The sequence below is a fragment of the Pseudomonas sp. PS01300 genome (assembly GCF_029960155.1).
Lineage (GTDB): Bacteria > Pseudomonadota > Gammaproteobacteria > Pseudomonadales > Pseudomonadaceae > Aquipseudomonas > Aquipseudomonas palmensis.
Genome location: NZ_JASCPN010000018.1, coordinates 35,228 through 52,390, shown reverse-complemented (window position 1 = coordinate 52,390; position 17,163 = coordinate 35,228). Strand labels below are relative to the sequence as shown.

The following is a 17,163-nucleotide window of genomic DNA, read 5'->3' as shown; positions in this document are numbered from 1 at the left end:
ATCCAACAGGAAAGGGCCCCCCAATGTTCGATATCAGCGACTACCCCGAAGCCGATGCCGTCAGCAAGGCGGCACAACTCTCCCAGGCCGACTACCAGCGCCTGTATCGCCAGTCCGTAGACGATCCCGACACCTTCTGGGCCGAACAAGCCAGGCGCCTGGACTGGATCAGCCCCTGGTCGGCTGTTCAGCAGAGCGATCTGCGCACGGGCCAGGCAACCTGGTTCAAGGATGCCAAGCTCAACGTCAGCTACAACTGCCTGGACCGCCACCTGGCTCAGCGCGGCGACCAGCCGGCGATCATCTGGGAAGGCGACAACCCGCAGCAGTCCACCACCCTCACCTACCGCCAGGTTCATCAGCAGGTGTGCCGCCTGGCCAACGTGCTCAAGCAGCGCGGGGTGAAAAAGGGCGACCGGGTGTGCATCTACATGCCGATGATTCCCGAAGCTGCCTTCGCCATGCTGGCCTGTACCCGCATCGGCGCGATTCACTCGGTGGTGTTCGGCGGCTTTTCCCCCGACGCCCTGCGCGACCGCATCCTCGACGCCGACTGCCGCACGGTGATTACCGCCGACGAAGGCGTGCGCGGCGCCAGGAGCATTGGCCTGAAGAACAACGTCGACAAGGCCCTGCAAAGCTGCCCGGACGTCAGCAGCGTGGTGGTGGTACGCCGCACCGGCGGCCCGGTGGACTGGAACGAAGCCCGCGACCTCTGGTACCACGAGGCAATCAGCCAGGTGGGCGACGACTGCCCGCCCGAGCCGATGGATGCGGAAGACCCGCTGTTCATCCTCTACACCTCCGGCAGCACCGGCAAGCCCAAGGGCGTGCTGCACACCACCGCCGGCTACCTGCTGCAGGCCGCCCTGACGTTCAAGGTGGTGTTCGACTACCGCGACGGCGAGGTGTTCTGGTGCACCGCCGATGTCGGCTGGGTAACCGGCCACAGCTACATCGTCTACGGCCCGCTCGCCAACGGCGCCACCACCCTGATGTTCGAAGGCGTGCCCAACTACCCCGATGCCTCGCGCTTCTGGCAGGTGGTCGACAAGCACCAGGTGAACATCTTCTATACCGCCCCCACCGCTCTGCGGGCACTGATGCGCGAAGGTTCGGCGCCGCTCGACGGTACCTCGCGCAAGAGCCTGCGCCTGCTGGGCAGCGTGGGCGAGCCGATCAACCCGGAAGCCTGGGAATGGTACTTCGAGAAGGTCGGTGAGAAGCGCTGCCCGATCGTCGACACTTGGTGGCAGACCGAGACCGGCGGCATCATGCTCAGCCCGCTGGTCAGCGCCCGCCACATCAAGCCCGGTTGTGCCACCCGTCCGCTGTTCGGCGTGCAGCCGGTGCTGCTGGACGACAAGGGCGCGCTGATCGAGGGCCCCGGCAGCGGGCTGCTGGCGATCAAGGCCAGTTGGCCGGGGCAGATCCGCAGCGTATACGGCGATCATCAGCGCATGATCGACACCTACTTCAAACCCCTGCCGGGCTACTACTTCACCGGCGACGGCGCGCGCCGCGATGCCGATGGCGACCTGTGGATAACCGGGCGCATCGACGACGTGATCAACGTGTCCGGGCACCGCATCGGCACTGCCGAGGTGGAAAGTGCCCTGGTGCTGCACGACAGCATCGCCGAAGCCGCCGTGGTCGGGTACCCTCACGACCTGAAGGGCCAGGGCATCTATGCCTTCGTCACGCCCATGAACGGCGTGACCCCGGACGACCACCTCAAGCAGGCACTGCTGGCGCTGGTCAGCAAGGAGATCGGCAGCTTTGCCAAACCCGAGCTGATCCAGTGGGCGCCAGCACTGCCCAAGACCCGCTCGGGCAAGATCATGCGCCGCATCCTGCGCAAGATCGCCTGCAACGAGCTGGACAACCTGGGCGACACCTCGACCCTGGCCGACCCGAGCGTGGTCCAAGGCCTGATCGACAAACGCCTGAATCAATGAACGGCACCGCGGCGACGGTGCCTCAAGGTATCCATGGAAGCGCTACGCCGCCGTATCGAAACACAGTTGCTGAGCCTCACGGGCCTGGCCCTGGGCCAACTCGACCTCGAACAGCCCAAGGGCGACCCCGGGCTGTTCGGCCCGCGCAGCATCAGCTGGCAGGTGCACGGGGATTTCCCCAGCATGCTCATCGGCGGTATCAGCGCTTTGCTGCTGCAGGTGCTGCACCCGCTGGCCCTGGCCGGGGTGTGGGACCATTCCAGCTTTCGCCAGGACATCATCGGCCGCCTGCGCCGCACCAGCCAGTTCATCTCCGGCACCACCTTCGGCTCCACCCGCGACGCCGAATGGCTGATCGACAAGGTACGCACCATTCACCTGCAGGTGGTGGGGACCGCGGCCGATGGCCGCCCGTATGCCGCCAGTGACCCGGACCTGCTGACCTGGGTGCACGTGGCCGAAGTCAGCAGCTTCATGGCCGCGCACCTGCGCTACCGCAACCCGCCCCTCTCGCTGGCCGACCAGGACGCCTACTACGCCGAGATCGCCCTGGTGGCCGAACGCCTGGGGGCTCGCAACGTGCCGCGTTCGCGCCAGGCGGTGGCGCACTACCTGCAAGCCATGCGCCCGCAACTGGTATGCGACGAGCGCAGCCGCGAAGTGGTGCGTGTGTTGCTGGAGGCCCCGGCGCCGAGCCGCCTGGCCAAACCGGTGGCCAACCTGATGATGCAGGCGGGGATCAACCTGCTGCCCGATTGGGCCGGCGAACTGCTCGAGCGCACGCCGCACCCGCTCAAGCGGCGGCTGGTAGGCCTGGGCATCGACAGCACGGCGCCGGTGCTGCGCTGGGCCATGCGCGACAGTTCGCTGCACCGGGCCAGGCGGCGAGTGGGCTGCGCCTGAACAGGTGCAAGGCACCCGCCTGCTGTTAAACTGCACGCCCGCAAACCAAGGCTACGTGCATGTCCTCCTTGAATCAGGCGCTGCGCGCCGCCCTCGACGCCCGCCAGCAGCTTCTAAGTGAGCTGCACGCCCAGGGCACCGACTGTTACCGGCTGTTCCACGGCAGCCAGGAAGGCGCGGGCGGACTGACCGTCGACCGCTATGGCCCGCAGTTGCTGGTACAGAGCTTTCACCACACCCTCGAGCGCGATGCCCTGCTGGACCTGCATGGGCACATCGAGCGCGAACTGGGCCTGCCACTGCTGCTGGTGTACAACGACCGCTCCCAGGGCAACAGCCGCATCGACCGGCGCGACCCGGTCTACCAGCCCAGCGAGGGCGCGCTGGCCGACCTGGTCGGTCACGAGTGGGGCCTGAACTACCGCGTGCGCGGTCGCCATGCCGGCCAGGACCCGCTGTTGTTTCTGGACCTGCGCAATGCCCGTGGCTGGGTCAAGCAACACAGTGCCGGCAAACGCGTGCTCAACCTGTTCGCCTATACCTGCGGGGTAGGCCTGAGCGCTGCCGCCGGAGGTGCCAGCGCGGTGTGCAACCTGGATTTCGCCGAAGGCAACCTGGCCGTTGGCCGCGAGAACGGCGCACTCAACCCGCAACTGGCGCCCATGGAGTTCATCCAGTCCGACTACTTTCCGGCCATTCGCCAGCTGGCAGGCCTGCCGGTCAGCCAGCGTCGCGGGCACAAGCTGCCGGCCTACCCGCGCCTGGAGCCGCGCGAGTTCGACCTGGTACTGCTCGACCCGCCTGCCTGGGCCAAGAGCGCGTTCGGCACCGTCGACCTGCTGCGTGATTACCAGAGCCTGCTCAAGCCCGCCCTGCTGAGCACGGCCGAAGGCGGCGTGCTGATCTGCTGCAACAACCTGGCCAAGGTCGGCCTCGACGACTGGCGCGAGCAGGTGCTGCGTTGCGCACAGAAGATCGGCCGCCCGGTGCGGGAATGGCAGGTGCTCAAGCCGGCAGACGACTTCCCGTCACTGGACGGACAGCCGCCCCTGAAGTGCTTGATCCTGCAGCTGTAAGTGGAAAAAACCGCAGGTAGTCCGGTATTTCGGACTACCTTCGGAACCGAATTAACGTGCCATACTCCAAGCACTCCCGCTCTAGACAGACGACGCCGCACATGCCCAAAGGATTGAAACGCGCCCTCGGCGCCTTGTTGGCCGGCCTGGCCCTGTACAGCCTCCTCGGTTTCCTGATCCTGCCTGGCGTAGCCTTGCGCATCGCCAATCAGCAGTTGGCCAGTTACGCCACCGTGCCGGCGCACATCCAGCGTATCGAGCTCAATCCGTTCAGCCTCGAGCTGACGCTATGGGGCTTGCAGATCGGCGAGACCGGCAAGGAGCAGGTCGGCTTCGAACGCCTCTACGCCAACCTGCAGCTCGACAGCCTGTGGTCCGGTGCCCTGCACCTGGCAGCCGTCGAGCTGGACAAGCCGCGCACCGAGCTGCTGTTCGCCAAGGACGGCAGCCTGAACCTGACCCAGCTGTTCAAGCTGCCGCCCAGCGAGCCCAAGCCCGAGACGCCGGCAAGCGAACCGTTCCCGCTGCGCATCGGCAGCATCAAGCTGAGCGAGGGCTACCTGCACTTCCAGGACCTGCGCCCGAGCGAGCCGATCGAATTCCTCTACGACTCGATGAACCTGGAGCTGAAGAACCTCAGCACCCTGCCCGACGACAACGCCGACATGACCCTGGTGGCTGCCGGGCCAGAGGGCGGGCGCATCGACTGGGCCGGCACCATCAGCCTGGTACCGATCGCCTCCGAAGGCACCCTCAAGGTCACCGACGGCAAGATGAAGGTGTGGTGGCCGTACGTGCGCGACGCCCTGCCGCTGGTGCTTGAAGACGGCGTGCTCAACCTGGACACCCATTACAAGCTCAACCTGTCGAAGGAAACCGAGCTGCTGCTGGACAACGCCTCGCTCAGCATCGCCCCCTTCGCGATCAAGGCCCCGGACGGTCGCCCGTTGGCCCGCCTGGCCAGGCTGGACGTGAGTGAAACCACGGTCGACCTGGCCAAACAGCTGGTCACGGTCGGCAAGATCCGCAGTGAAAAGCTGGAAACCTGGGCTGCCCTGGAAGCCGACGGCCAGCTCGACTGGCAAAAACTCTTCGCCAGCCAGCCTGCCAAGGCCACCCCCAAGGAAAAGGCCGAGCCGGCCACTGCCGGGGCCGCGCCGCAGGAAGCCAGCGCCAAGGCCGCGCCCGGCAAGCCGTGGCAGGTGCTGCTGCGCGACGTGCAACTGCGCAACTACCAGGTTCATCTGGCCGATCGCTCGCAGAAAGAAGCGGTGGCGCTGGATGTCGGCCCGCTCAACCTCGACCTGCAGAACTTCGACAGCCTCAACAAGAGCCCCTTCACCCTCAAGCTCGACAGCGGCGTCGGCCGCCAGGGCAAGCTGCAGGCATCGGGTGAGGTCAACCTGGCACCGGTCAGCGCCCGACTCAAGGTCAGCACACAGGACATCGACCTGCGGGTAGCCCAGGCCTACATCAGCCCGTTCATTCGCCTGGAGCTGCGCAGCGGCATGCTCGGCAGCGACCTGAACGTGGACCTGAAGAACACCGCCCCGTTGGCGTTCAGCGTCACCGGCAAGGCGCAGGTCAATCAGTTGCATACCCTGGACACCATCAAGGGCCGTGACTTCGTCAAATGGCAGCAACTGAACGTGGACGGCCTGGACTATCGCCACGGCGATGCGCTGAGCATTGCCAAGGTGACCCTGCAGCAGCCCTATGCCCGCTTCATGATCAACGAAGACCGCACCACCAGCGTGGATGACCTGCTGATTCCGCAGCCGGCCAACGGCGCCGCCAAGCCCCAGGGCAAGCGCACGGCCAGCAATGAAAAGCCCTTGGGTATCCGTATCGGTGGCATCGACATCAACGATGGCTCGGCCAACTTCGCCGACTTCAGCCTGACGCCCAACTTCGCCACCGCCATCCAGCAGCTCAACGGCCAGATCGGCACCATCGACAACCGCCAGCCACACCCGGCCAAGGTCGATATCAAGGGCAAGGTGGACCGTTATGCGCCCGTCACCATCAAGGGCGCGCTCAACCCGTTCGACCCGATGGCCAGCCTGGACATCGCCACCAGCTTCAAGCGTGTCGAGCTGACGACCCTGACGCCGTACTCGGGCAAGTTCGCCGGCTACCGGATTCGCAAGGGCCGCCTGAACCTGGACCTGCACTACCTGATCACCAAGGGCCAGCTCAAGGCCGAGAACAAGGTGGTGGTCGAGCAGTTGCAACTGGGTGAGAAGGTCGACAGCCCCGACGCCGTCAACCTGCCGATTCGCCTGGCGATCGCGCTGCTCAAGGACACCGAGGGCAAGATCTCCATCGAGCTGCCGGTGTCGGGCGACCTCAACAACCCGCAGTTCAGCGTAATGCCGATCGTGTGGCAGACCCTGCGCAACCTGGTGCTGCGCGCCGCCCAGGCGCCGTTCAAGTTCATCGGCGGGCTGGTCAGTGGTGGCGGTTCCGAAGACCTGGGCACCGTGTCCTTCGCCCCCGGCTCAAGCGAGCTGAGCAGCGATGCCCAGGGCTCGCTGGACAAGCTGGCGGCAGCACTCAAGGAACGCCCTGCCCTGCGCCTGGAAATCGAAGGCACCAGCGCCCAGAGCAGCGACGGGCCACTGATTGCCGCACAGCGTCTGGATCGTGAGTACCAGAGCACCTACTACAAGATCCTTCAGCGTCGCGGCGACAAGGTGCCGGCACAGGCCTCGCAACTGCAGGTGCCCGATGGCGACAAGCCGGCCATGCTCGAGGGCATCTACCGTACCCGTCTCAAGCAGCAGCCACCGGCCGAGTGGGAGCAGCTGGACCGTGCACAGCGCACTGCCAAGCTGCAGGAAGCGGTGATCAAGTCATGGGCCGAGAGCACCGTGCTGCTGCGTCAGCTCGGTCAGGCACGCGCCAGCAGCATCAAGGACTACCTGGTCGACAAGGGTCAGTTGCAAGACGACCGGGTGTACTTCATCGACGCCACGCTGGGCCAGGCCGAAGCGGATGGCCGGGTGATCTCGCCCCTGCACCTGGACGCCGAGTAGGGCTGGCGGGGAGCACTGACGCCAGGCCAGTGTTCCAGCGCACAAAGAAAAGCCCCGGCTGACTGCGCCGGGGCTTTAGGGTTGGCCACCTCCGTGTGGCCTTTCGCATGAACCGTCAGGATCAGCGAGCGAAACGCTTACTCGGCTTTCAGGCCATCAGCCGAAACGGCTTTCACGCCCTTGATTTTCTTGGCGATGTTCACCGCAGTGGTTTTCTGCGCTTCGGTGATCGCGGTGGTCGAGGACAGGGAAACCACACCTTTGTTGGTTTCGACCTTGATGTCGGTACCCGGGATGCCTTTCTCGGTGACCAGGTCGGCTTTGACCTTGGTGGTGATCCAGGTATCGGAAGTTTCTTCTTTGGCCTTGGTCATTTCACCAGCAGCCAGCATCATCGGTGCTTGCGATGCAGGTTGGGCTGCGAAGGCGGCGTTAGCCATGGTCAGGGTCAGCGCGGTGGCAGTAGCAGCAGCAATAGCGAACTTCTTCATACGAGACACTCCTGTTTTTCGAAAGGTCTGCGCCGTCATTCCTGGCAGCAGGTAACAGGGATATTGCAGAAGCTGTGCCAACCCGAATAAAAAATAAAACCTTTAAAAATCAACAGGTTAAAAATCACCAAAAAATAGCCCATCGTGCACATTGCATGCTTTGCGATGGATGCGCGTGCAAGTTGCATGTTCACAAAATACCGCCGCACCCATGCCCGGGAATCCAACGGGCGTTGCAATATGTACCACTGCCTTCAACAGGGCACCCTCTAACGTGGCAGGCGTCGTGAGCCGGATGAACCGGGTCCCCCGCTGCAGGAAACGCCATGATCGTGATGCCCTACTTTGAGCCCGGCACCTTGCGCGCAGGCTTCATCACCGCGCTGGAGACCGCACAGCGCGACCTGAGCCTGAGCATCATCGAAGCGCGGTGGCTGCGTCGCCTGGCCGATCAAACGTCCCTGCCGGCGAGCATGCGGGTGGAGGTGACAGGCAACCTGCAGCCACTGTCTGCCAATTGCCTGATCATTCATCAGCGCGACCCACTGCTTGAGGCGACCTACCTGTACAGCCCATTGCATGGCGTACAGGGCTTCAACACGCTGCAACAGCTTGAAAGTGCCCTGCAGGCCCAGCTGACTCACCTGGGCGTGCCGAGCGAACCGCTGCAGTTCGTGAACCTGAGCGATGCCGTGTTCACCCGGTGGTCACACCACCTGATGCAACAGCAAATCGATCTGCTGCGGGGGCAATCCGGCGGGCTGGCCAAACTGCCCACCCTGACCGGTGTTCTCGACAGTTGCTTGAGCACAGCCTTCTCGACGCTGCTGGAGGGCGTCGACGACATCGCGCAACAACGGGTCCAGGTCATTGCCAGTAACGCCAGCGTGGTGCGCACGCAGGCCCTGGCCGATGTTGCACTGGACGCGTTCAGCGGCCAGCCGCTGGGCATCGACCTGAAGCGCCGTTTCGTACGCGATGGCACCGCAACGCACGACACGCCCGACCCGCTCGCCTGCGAGCAGGCCCTTGCCAGCACTGCCAAGGCCGTTCCGGGGGCCTTTGCACAGGCCCTGCGAAGCTATTGGAGCAGTGTCGACAACGACGTGGGCAGCGATAACCGCGAAGCCCTGGCACTTGGCCTTGCCGACAACTACTGTCGTACGCTGTTGCGAGCGGCCAATGAACAACGCATCGACACCCCTCAGCTGCAATGGCTGCGTGAAGCGCTGATCCCCGACCTGGGCGCCTTGCGGGTGTGTAGCCTGGCGTTGGTGCCAGCGGCTCAGGACATGGGTAGGACGGTGCTGCTGGCCGACAGCCTGGCCCTGCAGCAACCGACCGATACCAGCAAGGGGGTGTTCCTGTTCAGCACACGAACCGGGTTCCAATACTTCGCCGATCAGGCCGCCCTTGAACGGCATTGCCAGGCCCTGCTCACACAACCTGCTTGCCCCGCCTCGATCAGCCGCGATGACTGGGAGCAGTTGCAAACCAGCGCGACGCCTGTGGTCAGGCTGGTCGAGGTCGGCCAACCGATGTTCCTCGCACTTGCTGATGCGCTGATCGCACTGGTCAACCGGCGTCTTGCCCACGCACTACGCTTCCCCGGTGCCCAGAGCAGCACGGCCATGGCCGGGGTCGAAGATGCACTGGACATGCGCGCGCTGGTGGACAGGCGCCTGACCCACCTGGGGGTCAACGGTCGATGGTTGCCCGATGCACAGCCAGCAGTCGCCATGAGGCTGCCCGTGCCACCCAGCCAGAGCGTTACGCTGGTAGAGCGCCTCACCCGTGCCAGGGCACTGCATCAGCTGTTTCAATCCCTGGCCACCGCCCAGCCGAAGGTGCAGTCCTGTGTTCTGGACATGCTTGCCCCCAGCCTCGACGCCATCAGCGACGGCCAGTTGCACCCCTTGGACATCCAGCTCAAATGGGCAGAAAAGACTGGCACGGTGGTCGACAGGTTTCTCGAACAGCTGGGCGAAACAGGCAACCAGCACGCGCCGCAGGATCAGGTGCAGGTGCAGGTGCAGGACCGGCAAGGCTTGCCACTGTCGTGGCCGTCGGCACCCGTGATCCGGCAACAGATCGACACCCTTAAAGCGGGCTTTGCCTCGACCTACCTTGAACAACTCGAGGCGTTCGACACGGGTCGGTTGCGCCTGAAGGACAGTGTGGTGTCCCCGCTCACGAGCATGCGCAGCTTGTACGAAGCGCTGCTGCGCATCGAACTGGAGCAAGCCCGCGAGAACGGCGTGATCGATGACGCGCTGCTCGACCTGCTGCAGCAAGCATTGGACCGGCCGGGGCACAGTGCCATTCGCCTGCACAGCCTGAGCTTGTCGGTACCCGGCAAGGCCGGGCTGCTGCCACTGGCCGATGCATTCGTGCTGCAGCGGGCAACGGCCGACAACGACAGCCTGTTGCTCTGGTCACCGCTGGAGCCACTGAGTCAATTCAGCAGCGAAGCAGCCTTGCGCTCTGAAATGAACAGCGCTTTCGACGACCCGGAGAAGCTTCATCAGTGGCTGAGCCTGGTGAACGCCGAAGACCTGCGCAACTGGCACACCCTGGCGCAGCTTCCAGGTGCCAGTCAGCCCAGCGTACGCCTCATCGAACAAAGCGAGCTGTTCGCGTTTGTTGAACACAGTGCGGCACGCTTTCGTGCTGCAACCCGGCGTTACTACCTGGGCTATGCCCTGCGCAGCAGGCTCGGCACCTCATTGCTGCAACGCTTCATCGATAACCAGGCCGCCAGGCGCCCGTTCGAAGGGGCCTTGCAGCGGGTACGCGACAGCCTCGAGGTTCAGTATTTGCGCACCCTTCTACCGGCATGGCTATGCAACGCGACACCGCAGCAAATGAAAAACTACGCGCAACTGGTGCAGGCCTGCGCCCGTGTCAGCAACCCCAAGTTCAACTACCTGTTCTCGATCCCAACGCTCAACGACTTCGCCAACCAGCAGCTCAAGGCAGGGCTCGCCCAGGATTACCCGAGCGCACCGGACGATCCCGACCTGATTACCGTCACCTTCACGCACTTCACCCCCAACCCGGTAATGCCCGGCCAGACGCCCTCGCCGATTTCCTCGGACCTGGCCACCACCACCAAGACACTGAGCGAGTACGCCCTGACCCACAGCCGGTTGACCGGCACAGCGACAAGCATGAAGGTCAGCGTCACGCGACCAGGCATGGCACCTGAAGCGCTGGAAGCAGCCACCATCCGCAACATGATCGACCGCCTCGACGTGGCCAGTGCATACCGTGCCCTGCTCGAGAAGAAGTTAACCCCGCAGGATCCCGACTACCTCGAACGCCGTCATCGCTACACGCTGGTATCCACCGCCTACCTGATGGAAGAGGGGTATCAGCATTTTCTGGACAACAAACTATCGGCAAAGGCGCTTTACTACTTTTCCCACGTGCTGGCCAAGCCGGATGCCCTCGCCCGCGACCTGGTCGAGGGCAGGAAGATCACCCTGTGCCAATTGCAGCTACGGGCCGAGCAAGGGTTCGCCCCCGATACCGTGAGGGGCATGTATGTGATCGGCCCGCAGGGCGAACAGGACGGGCCCCTGGTGTTGTACTGCGCCTACCGGCCACACAAGATGTTGCTCGAGTTCAAGGACCAGGGCGCACTGCGCAGTGCCATCCTCTCGGACCCAGAGCTGCAACGAGATATTCTGAACCGGCTTCCCGACACGGTGCAGTCGCGATACGACCACAACGGCTTTCTTCACCCCCATCTGTTCTGGTCCTCATCGGACCTGTTCGATTTCTCGCCCACCCCCGGTGCGGTTCAACTGGTGCGCAGCGAGATCGAAGGCAATGCCCTTGACTACCTGTTCACCGAGAACGTGGCATTCCTGCGGGCACTGACCAAGGCACGCACGGTAACTACCGCCGAGGAATACTGGAATGTGCTGCGCTATGTAATGGGCCTTGCCATCGAGCAGAGTTCGTTTTTCCTGCCTGGAAAGCTGGCAGCCATGCTCAGCTCGCTACAGAGTGTCCAGTGGTTGCAGGCATCCGGTAACGCCGCTTTGCAGCACAACTGGGGCGAATCGCTTGCGGAGTTCGTCACCGCCCTGAGTGGCCTGGTCATGATGCGCCCAGGTGGCTCGAGCGTGAGCAGGAAGACCCCTGACGAGCCTTCACCCGTCACGCCTGCACTGGAACTGGACCCTGCCTGGAACGAGGTACTGCTCAACCCCCTGGTACCCAACCGGCTGAGTGACCTGCAGGCGCAGAACGTGCAACTCAAGGACATGGTCCGCAACACCACCCTGGGGCTTTATTTCGCCCCGGGTACCGAGCGTTTCTATTGCGTGATCGCGGGCCACGTCTATGAAGTGGCCAAGCCAGCACAGCAGTGGCAGATCATCAAGCAGGGCCGACTCGGGCCCACGCTGCAAAGAACGGGAAATCAGTGGCAGGTTGATCTGCAGGAAGGCTTGCGTGGCGGCGGCGCGGCCTACAGCAGTTTCGAAACGGCCCTGGCCGACGAAGACATATCCCTGCGCTACACCACGCTGGCTTCGGGAATGAAGAACATTGCCGCGCTCCAGCCGACCAAGTACCAGATGCTACTGCGTGCCCATGCCTTGAGCCGCCACTATCTGGACACCTGCCTGAAGAACCTCAACCTGTCTTCGCCCCAGGCGCCCCTGCCGCCCGAGACACTGAGCATCTTGCAAAACGTGTTCGACCACCCTCCCTCCGACCAGACAGTACGCCTGCTGCGTGACTATACCCAGCGGATACTGGACGAGCTGTTGTCGGCCTCGATGGACACGGTCACCTCCAAACGCCTCGTAGTGGGCATGAACATGCCCGATCAGCGCGATACCTACGGTTTCACCTACCACAACGACCCCGGCAAGCGGATCTTTCTCACCGAGCGCGTGTTCACCCTGCCATGGGACGTTTCGATTTACGCAACGCCACCGGCCATCGAGCTGCTCGCCCACCAGCAAGCAACGACGCTGATACACGAGCTGTCACACCAGGTACTTCGAACCGTGGATATCGCCTACGTGGAAGCCGCGGCCCCCTTCCCGGACCAGATCAGCCAGCACACGCGGGGCGGGCGTATCGCCTATCAGACGATCCTTGGCTACAAACAGAACGGGCTCTCGATCAACACCCCCGCCCAGGCGCTGTTCAGAACCTTCGACACCTCGAGCCAGACCTGGAGAGATATCAGGAAAAAGGATGGACGAGCCCTGCCCGCGATCTTTCGGCTAAGCAAGACAAACACCCTGGCAGCTGCACGCACTGCGTTCTACAGCGATCCGCAGGTACGCACCGACCTGATCCTGGCCAACGCCGACTCGCTGAGCCTGATCATCACCAACCTGGGGCGCAGGCGCTTTGCCGGCGCTGCCGGCTGAAAGCAAAAAAAATGCCCCGTATCCTGCGATACGGGGCATTGGCACTACCGGGCAGTTACCTGCCCTGCTGCATCATCAGACGCCCGACGCCTTGGCGGCGGCAACGTCCTTGATCGACAGCTTGATACGGCCGCGGTTGTCCACGTCCAGTACCAGTACTTCGACTTCCTGGCCTTCTTTCAGGATGTCGGTCACTTTCTCAACGCGAGCATCGCTCAGCATGGAGATGTGAACCAGACCGTCCTTGCCCGGCAGGATGTTGACGAATGCACCGAAGTCGACGATGCGCTCGACCTTGCCGACGTAGATCTTGCCGATCTCGGCTTCGGCAGTGATGCTCAGAACGCGCTGGCGCGCAGCTTCTGCAGCATCCTTGGTTTCGCCGAAGATCTTGATCGAACCGTCGTCTTCGATATCGATCGACGCCTTGGTTTCTTCGCAGATGGCACGGATGGTTGCGCCGCCCTTGCCGATGACGTCGCGAATCTTGTCGGTGTCGATCTTCATCGCGATCATGGTCGGTGCGTTTTCCGACAGCTCGGTACGCGACTGGCCAATGATCTGGTTCATCTGGCCGAGGATGTTCAGGCGCGCTTCCAGGGCCTGGCCCAGGGCGATTTCCATGATCTCTTCGGTGATGCCGTTGATCTTGATGTCCATCTGCAGCGCGGTCACACCCTTGGCGGTACCGGCTACCTTGAAGTCCATGTCGCCCAGGTGGTCTTCATCACCCAGGATGTCGGTCAGGATGGCGAACTTCTCGCCCTCTTTGACCAGACCCATGGCGATACCGGCTACCGGCGCCTTCATCGGTACACCAGCGTCCATCAGGGCCAGGGAAGCGCCACAGACCGAAGCCATCGAGCTCGAACCGTTGGATTCGGTGATCTCCGACACCACGCGGATGGTGTACGGGAACACGTCGGCGGCCGGCAGCATGGCCTGGACCGAACGACGGGCCAGACGGCCGTGACCGATTTCGCGACGACCAGCACCGCCCATGCGGCCACACTCGCCCACCGAGAACGGCGGGAAGTTGTAGTGCAGCATGAAGGGGTCTTTGCGCTCGCCTTCCAGGGTGTCCAGCAGCTGTGCGTCACGTGCAGTACCCAGGGTCGCAACGACCAGGGCCTGGGTTTCGCCACGGGTGAACAGGGCCGAACCGTGGGTTTTCGGCAGCACGCCGACTTCGATGTTCAGCGGGCGCACGGTCTTGGTGTCGCGACCATCGATACGTGGCTTGCCGTTGACGATGTTTTCGCGAACGGTGCGGTATTCGATTTCACCGAAGATCTCTTTGACTTCAGCGGCAGTCGGCTGGCCTTCTTCGCCGGAGAACTTGGCGATGACCTGCTCGCGCAGCTCGCCCAGGCGAGCATAACGGTCGGCCTTGACGGTGATGGTGTAGGCATCGGACACCGCGGCACCGAATTCGCCACGAATGGCGCTCAGCAGCGGGGTGTTCTCGGCCTTGGCAGTCCAGTCCCAGGTAGGCTTGGCGGCTTCGGCAGCCAGCTCCTTGACAGCCTGGATCACGGCCTGGAATTCGTCGTGGGCGAACAGCACGGCGCCCAGCATCTGGTCTTCGGTCAGCTCCTTGGCTTCCGATTCGACCATCAGCACGGCGTCGGAGGTACCGGCAACGACCATGTCCAGGCTCGAGGCAGCCAGTTGCTCGTAGGTCGGGTTCAGCAGGTAGCCGGTGCTTTCGTGGAAAGCGACACGGGCGGCGCCGATAGGGCCTTCGAACGGAATGCCGGAGATGGCCAGCGCAGCCGAGGTACCGATCATGGCTGCGATGTCCGGATCGGTTTTCTTGCTGGTGGAAACGACGGTGCAGACAACCTGCACTTCGTTCATGAAGCCTTCAGGGAACAGCGGACGGATCGGACGGTCGATCAGACGCGAGGTCAGGGTCTCTTTCTCGGAAGGACGGCCTTCACGCTTGAAGAAACCACCAGGGATCTTGCCGGCGGCGTAGGTCTTTTCCTGATAGTGAACGGACAGGGGGAAGAAGCCTTTGCCTGGATCGGCCTGTTTGGCACCGACCACGGTCACCAGCACGGTGACATCGTTGTCGACGGTGACCAATACGGCGCCGGACGCTTGACGAGCAATACGGCCCGTCTCGAGGGTAACGGTCGATTGACCGAACTGGAATTTCTTGATTACCGGGTTCACGGTTTCCTACCTTCTTCAGTGGCTCTGGGGGAACTGGTTCTTGCGAATTCTTGGGCAGCACAGGGAATCGGCCCTGTTGGCAGTCCAGATAAAACTAGAGGTTGGGAGCCTGCCCTGCCCTTGCGGTAAACCGCGCGGGCGAGGCAGACAGCCAACCTCATAGATACGCGCGGCGTGCTCACCCGCGCGGGGGCCGAAGCCCTCGGCGGATGACAGCAGCACGCCGTGCACACCACTGACCAGGCCGCTATTAGCGACGCAGGCCCAGACGACCGATCAGGGCGCTGTAACGAGTGGTGTCTTTACCTTTCAGGTAGTCCAGCAGCTTGCGACGCTGGTTTACCATGCGGATCAGACCACGACGGGAGTGGTGGTCTTTACCGTTGGCCTTGAAGTGGCCTTGCAGCTTGTTGATGTTGGCGGTCAGCAGGGCAACCTGCACTTCCGGGCTACCGGTGTCACCGGCTGCTTGCTGGTATTCGCCAACGATCTTTGCTTTTTCTTCAACGCTGAGTGCCATCTGGCTTCTCCAATATCAAGGGAAACCGTACACACGGTTTCCAATAGGCCAGGGACAGATCCCTGTATTTAAAAGTGAGGCGTGACCGTGCCTATTGACAGCCATCCTCTTGCCCGCCAGTGCCGGGCCTGAACCCGACACTGAAGGTTTCGATCATTCCGACCGAATCAGTCGACGTGGCGCAATGCGCCCGTCTTCGCTCACTTCACCGATACCGATGAAACGACCGTTGTGATCCTGCACGCGGACCATGCCGAACTTCGGCGCATCCGGTGCACGCACTGGCTGACCATGCAGCCAGTAGAACGCGCTGTGCTCGGAGAAGTGCAGCAACGGCCAGTCCTGCAACCCGCTGTCCGATGGCATCAGGAAGCGGTCGACCGCTTCGTTGCCACCTTCGGCGTGCACCTGCTCGAGCTCTTCGAGGGTGACGGTCTGGGCCAGCTCGAAGGGGCCGGCATGCGTACGGCGCAGTTCTGCAACATAGGCGCCGCAGCCCAGCTGCTCACCGATGTCCTCTACCAGCGTACGGATGTAGGTGCCCTTGCTGCAGCCTACCGAGAGGCGTACCCGGGTGCCTTCGCACTCGAGCAGCTCCAAGCGGTTAATAGTAACAGAACGCGCTTCACGCTCCACTACTTCGCCTGCACGTGCCAGCTTGTAGAGCGGCTGGCCATCGCGCTTGAGCGCCGAGTACATCGGCGGTATCTGGCTGATTGGACCACGAAACTGTGGCAGTACGGCTTCAACGTCGCTACGACCAACGGTCACTTCGCGGGTTTGCAGAATTTCGCCTTCGGCGTCGCCCGTGTTGGTGGTCTGCCCCAGTTGCATCACCGTCTCGTAGCCCTTGTCGGACTCGAGCAGGTATTGCGAGAACTTGGTCGCCTCGCCGAAGCACAGCGGCAGCACGCCACTGGCCAGCGGGTCGAGGCTGCCGGTATGTCCGGCCTTCTCGGCGTTGAGCAGCCAGCGCACCTTCTGCAGGGCAGCATTGGAGGTGAACCCCAACGGCTTGTCGAGCAGGATGATGCCGCTGACGTTACGACGGATACGCTTGACCTGAGCCACCGCTTACTCCTTGGTGTCCAGGGGGGTATCGTCGGACTTGTGCTGGCTGTCCTCGGCGACCGCGCGCTCGATCAGTGCCGACAGATGGGCACCGCGGGTCACGCTCTCGTCGTAGTGGAAGTGCAGTTGCGGCACGCTGCGCAGCTTCATTTCCTTGCCCAGTTGCATGCGCAGGAAACCGGCGGCGCTGTTGAGCACCTTGAGGCTTTGCTTGATGTCTTCTGCGCTGTCCTCGCCCATCACGGTGATGAACACCTTGGCGTGGCCGACATCGCGGCTGACGTCGACGGCGGTGATGGTCACCAGGCCGACGCGCGGATCTTTGACTTCGCGACGGATCAGTTGCGCCAGTTCGCGCTGCATCTGATCGCCGATACGTTGGGTACGGCTGTATTCTTTTGCCATGTTTTGCTACCTGTAACTAAAGCGGCAAACGCCCGGCCAGGCTTGGGCCTGACCGGGCGTTGCGTTCAGAGCCGCCGACCTGCGCCTTGCGGCGGGCGGTCTGCGGCTCCCAAGCTCGCGG

Annotated in this window: 10 protein-coding genes; 5 read left to right on the top strand and 5 right to left on the bottom strand. The window is 63.1% G+C overall.

Going from position 1 to position 17,163, the window contains the following annotated elements:
- Nucleotides 1–23 precede the first annotated feature (23 nt).
- The 4 genes from acs to QMX96_RS11780 all read left to right on the top strand — a co-directional run bounded on the left by acs (nt 24) and on the right by QMX96_RS11780 (nt 6,975).
- Nucleotides 24–1,958 (top strand): acetate--CoA ligase, encoded by a 1,935-nt coding sequence (gene acs, locus QMX96_RS11795; RefSeq protein WP_282361830.1) that lies wholly within the window; start codon nt 24–26, stop codon nt 1,956–1,958.
- Between the two features lie 33 nt (nt 1,959–1,991).
- Nucleotides 1,992–2,861 carry an oxygenase MpaB family protein gene (locus QMX96_RS11790; RefSeq protein WP_282361829.1) on the top strand — a complete coding sequence of 290 codons (870 nt, stop codon included), beginning with the start codon at nt 1,992–1,994 and terminating at the stop codon, nt 2,859–2,861.
- Nucleotides 2,862–2,920: 59 nt separating this feature from the next.
- Nucleotides 2,921–3,937, top strand: coding sequence for a class I SAM-dependent methyltransferase (locus QMX96_RS11785; protein WP_282361828.1), 1,017 nt, complete (start codon nt 2,921–2,923; stop codon nt 3,935–3,937).
- Nucleotides 3,938–4,038: 101 nt separating this feature from the next.
- Nucleotides 4,039–6,975, top strand: coding sequence for a DUF748 domain-containing protein (locus tag QMX96_RS11780; RefSeq protein ID WP_078481331.1), 2,937 nt, complete (start codon nt 4,039–4,041; stop codon nt 6,973–6,975).
- A gap of 137 nt (nt 6,976–7,112) precedes the next feature.
- Here QMX96_RS11780 and QMX96_RS11775 read toward each other — a convergent pair whose 3' ends face one another.
- On the bottom strand, nt 7,113–7,466 hold the full coding sequence (locus QMX96_RS11775; RefSeq protein WP_043863815.1) for a BON domain-containing protein: 354 nt from the start codon (nt 7,464–7,466) through the stop codon (nt 7,113–7,115).
- A gap of 326 nt (nt 7,467–7,792) precedes the next feature.
- Between QMX96_RS11775 and QMX96_RS11770 the strand changes: the two genes are divergently transcribed.
- Nucleotides 7,793–12,865, top strand: a complete 5,073-nt coding sequence (locus QMX96_RS11770) for a hypothetical protein (protein WP_282361827.1) — start codon at nt 7,793–7,795, stop codon at nt 12,863–12,865.
- A gap of 75 nt (nt 12,866–12,940) precedes the next feature.
- Here the strand turns inward: QMX96_RS11770 and pnp are convergent, their stop codons facing one another.
- The 4 genes from pnp to rbfA all read right to left on the bottom strand — a co-directional run bounded on the left by pnp (nt 12,941) and on the right by rbfA (nt 17,042).
- Entirely contained in the window at nt 12,941–15,046 is a 2,106-nt protein-coding gene (gene pnp, locus QMX96_RS11765; RefSeq protein WP_043863817.1) for a polyribonucleotide nucleotidyltransferase, read from the bottom strand.
- A gap of 250 nt (nt 15,047–15,296) precedes the next feature.
- Complete coding sequence (gene rpsO / locus QMX96_RS11760; RefSeq protein WP_010222985.1) at nt 15,297–15,566, bottom strand: 30S ribosomal protein S15; 270 nt, start codon at nt 15,564–15,566, stop codon at nt 15,297–15,299.
- A 153-nt stretch (nt 15,567–15,719) separates the two neighbouring features.
- Nucleotides 15,720–16,637 (bottom strand): tRNA pseudouridine(55) synthase TruB, encoded by a 918-nt coding sequence (truB, locus tag QMX96_RS11755; RefSeq protein ID WP_043863818.1) that lies wholly within the window; start codon nt 16,635–16,637, stop codon nt 15,720–15,722.
- Between the two features lie 3 nt (nt 16,638–16,640).
- Entirely contained in the window at nt 16,641–17,042 is a 402-nt protein-coding gene (rbfA, locus tag QMX96_RS11750; RefSeq protein WP_043863819.1) for a 30S ribosome-binding factor RbfA, read from the bottom strand.
- Nucleotides 17,043–17,163: the final 121 nt, after the last annotated feature.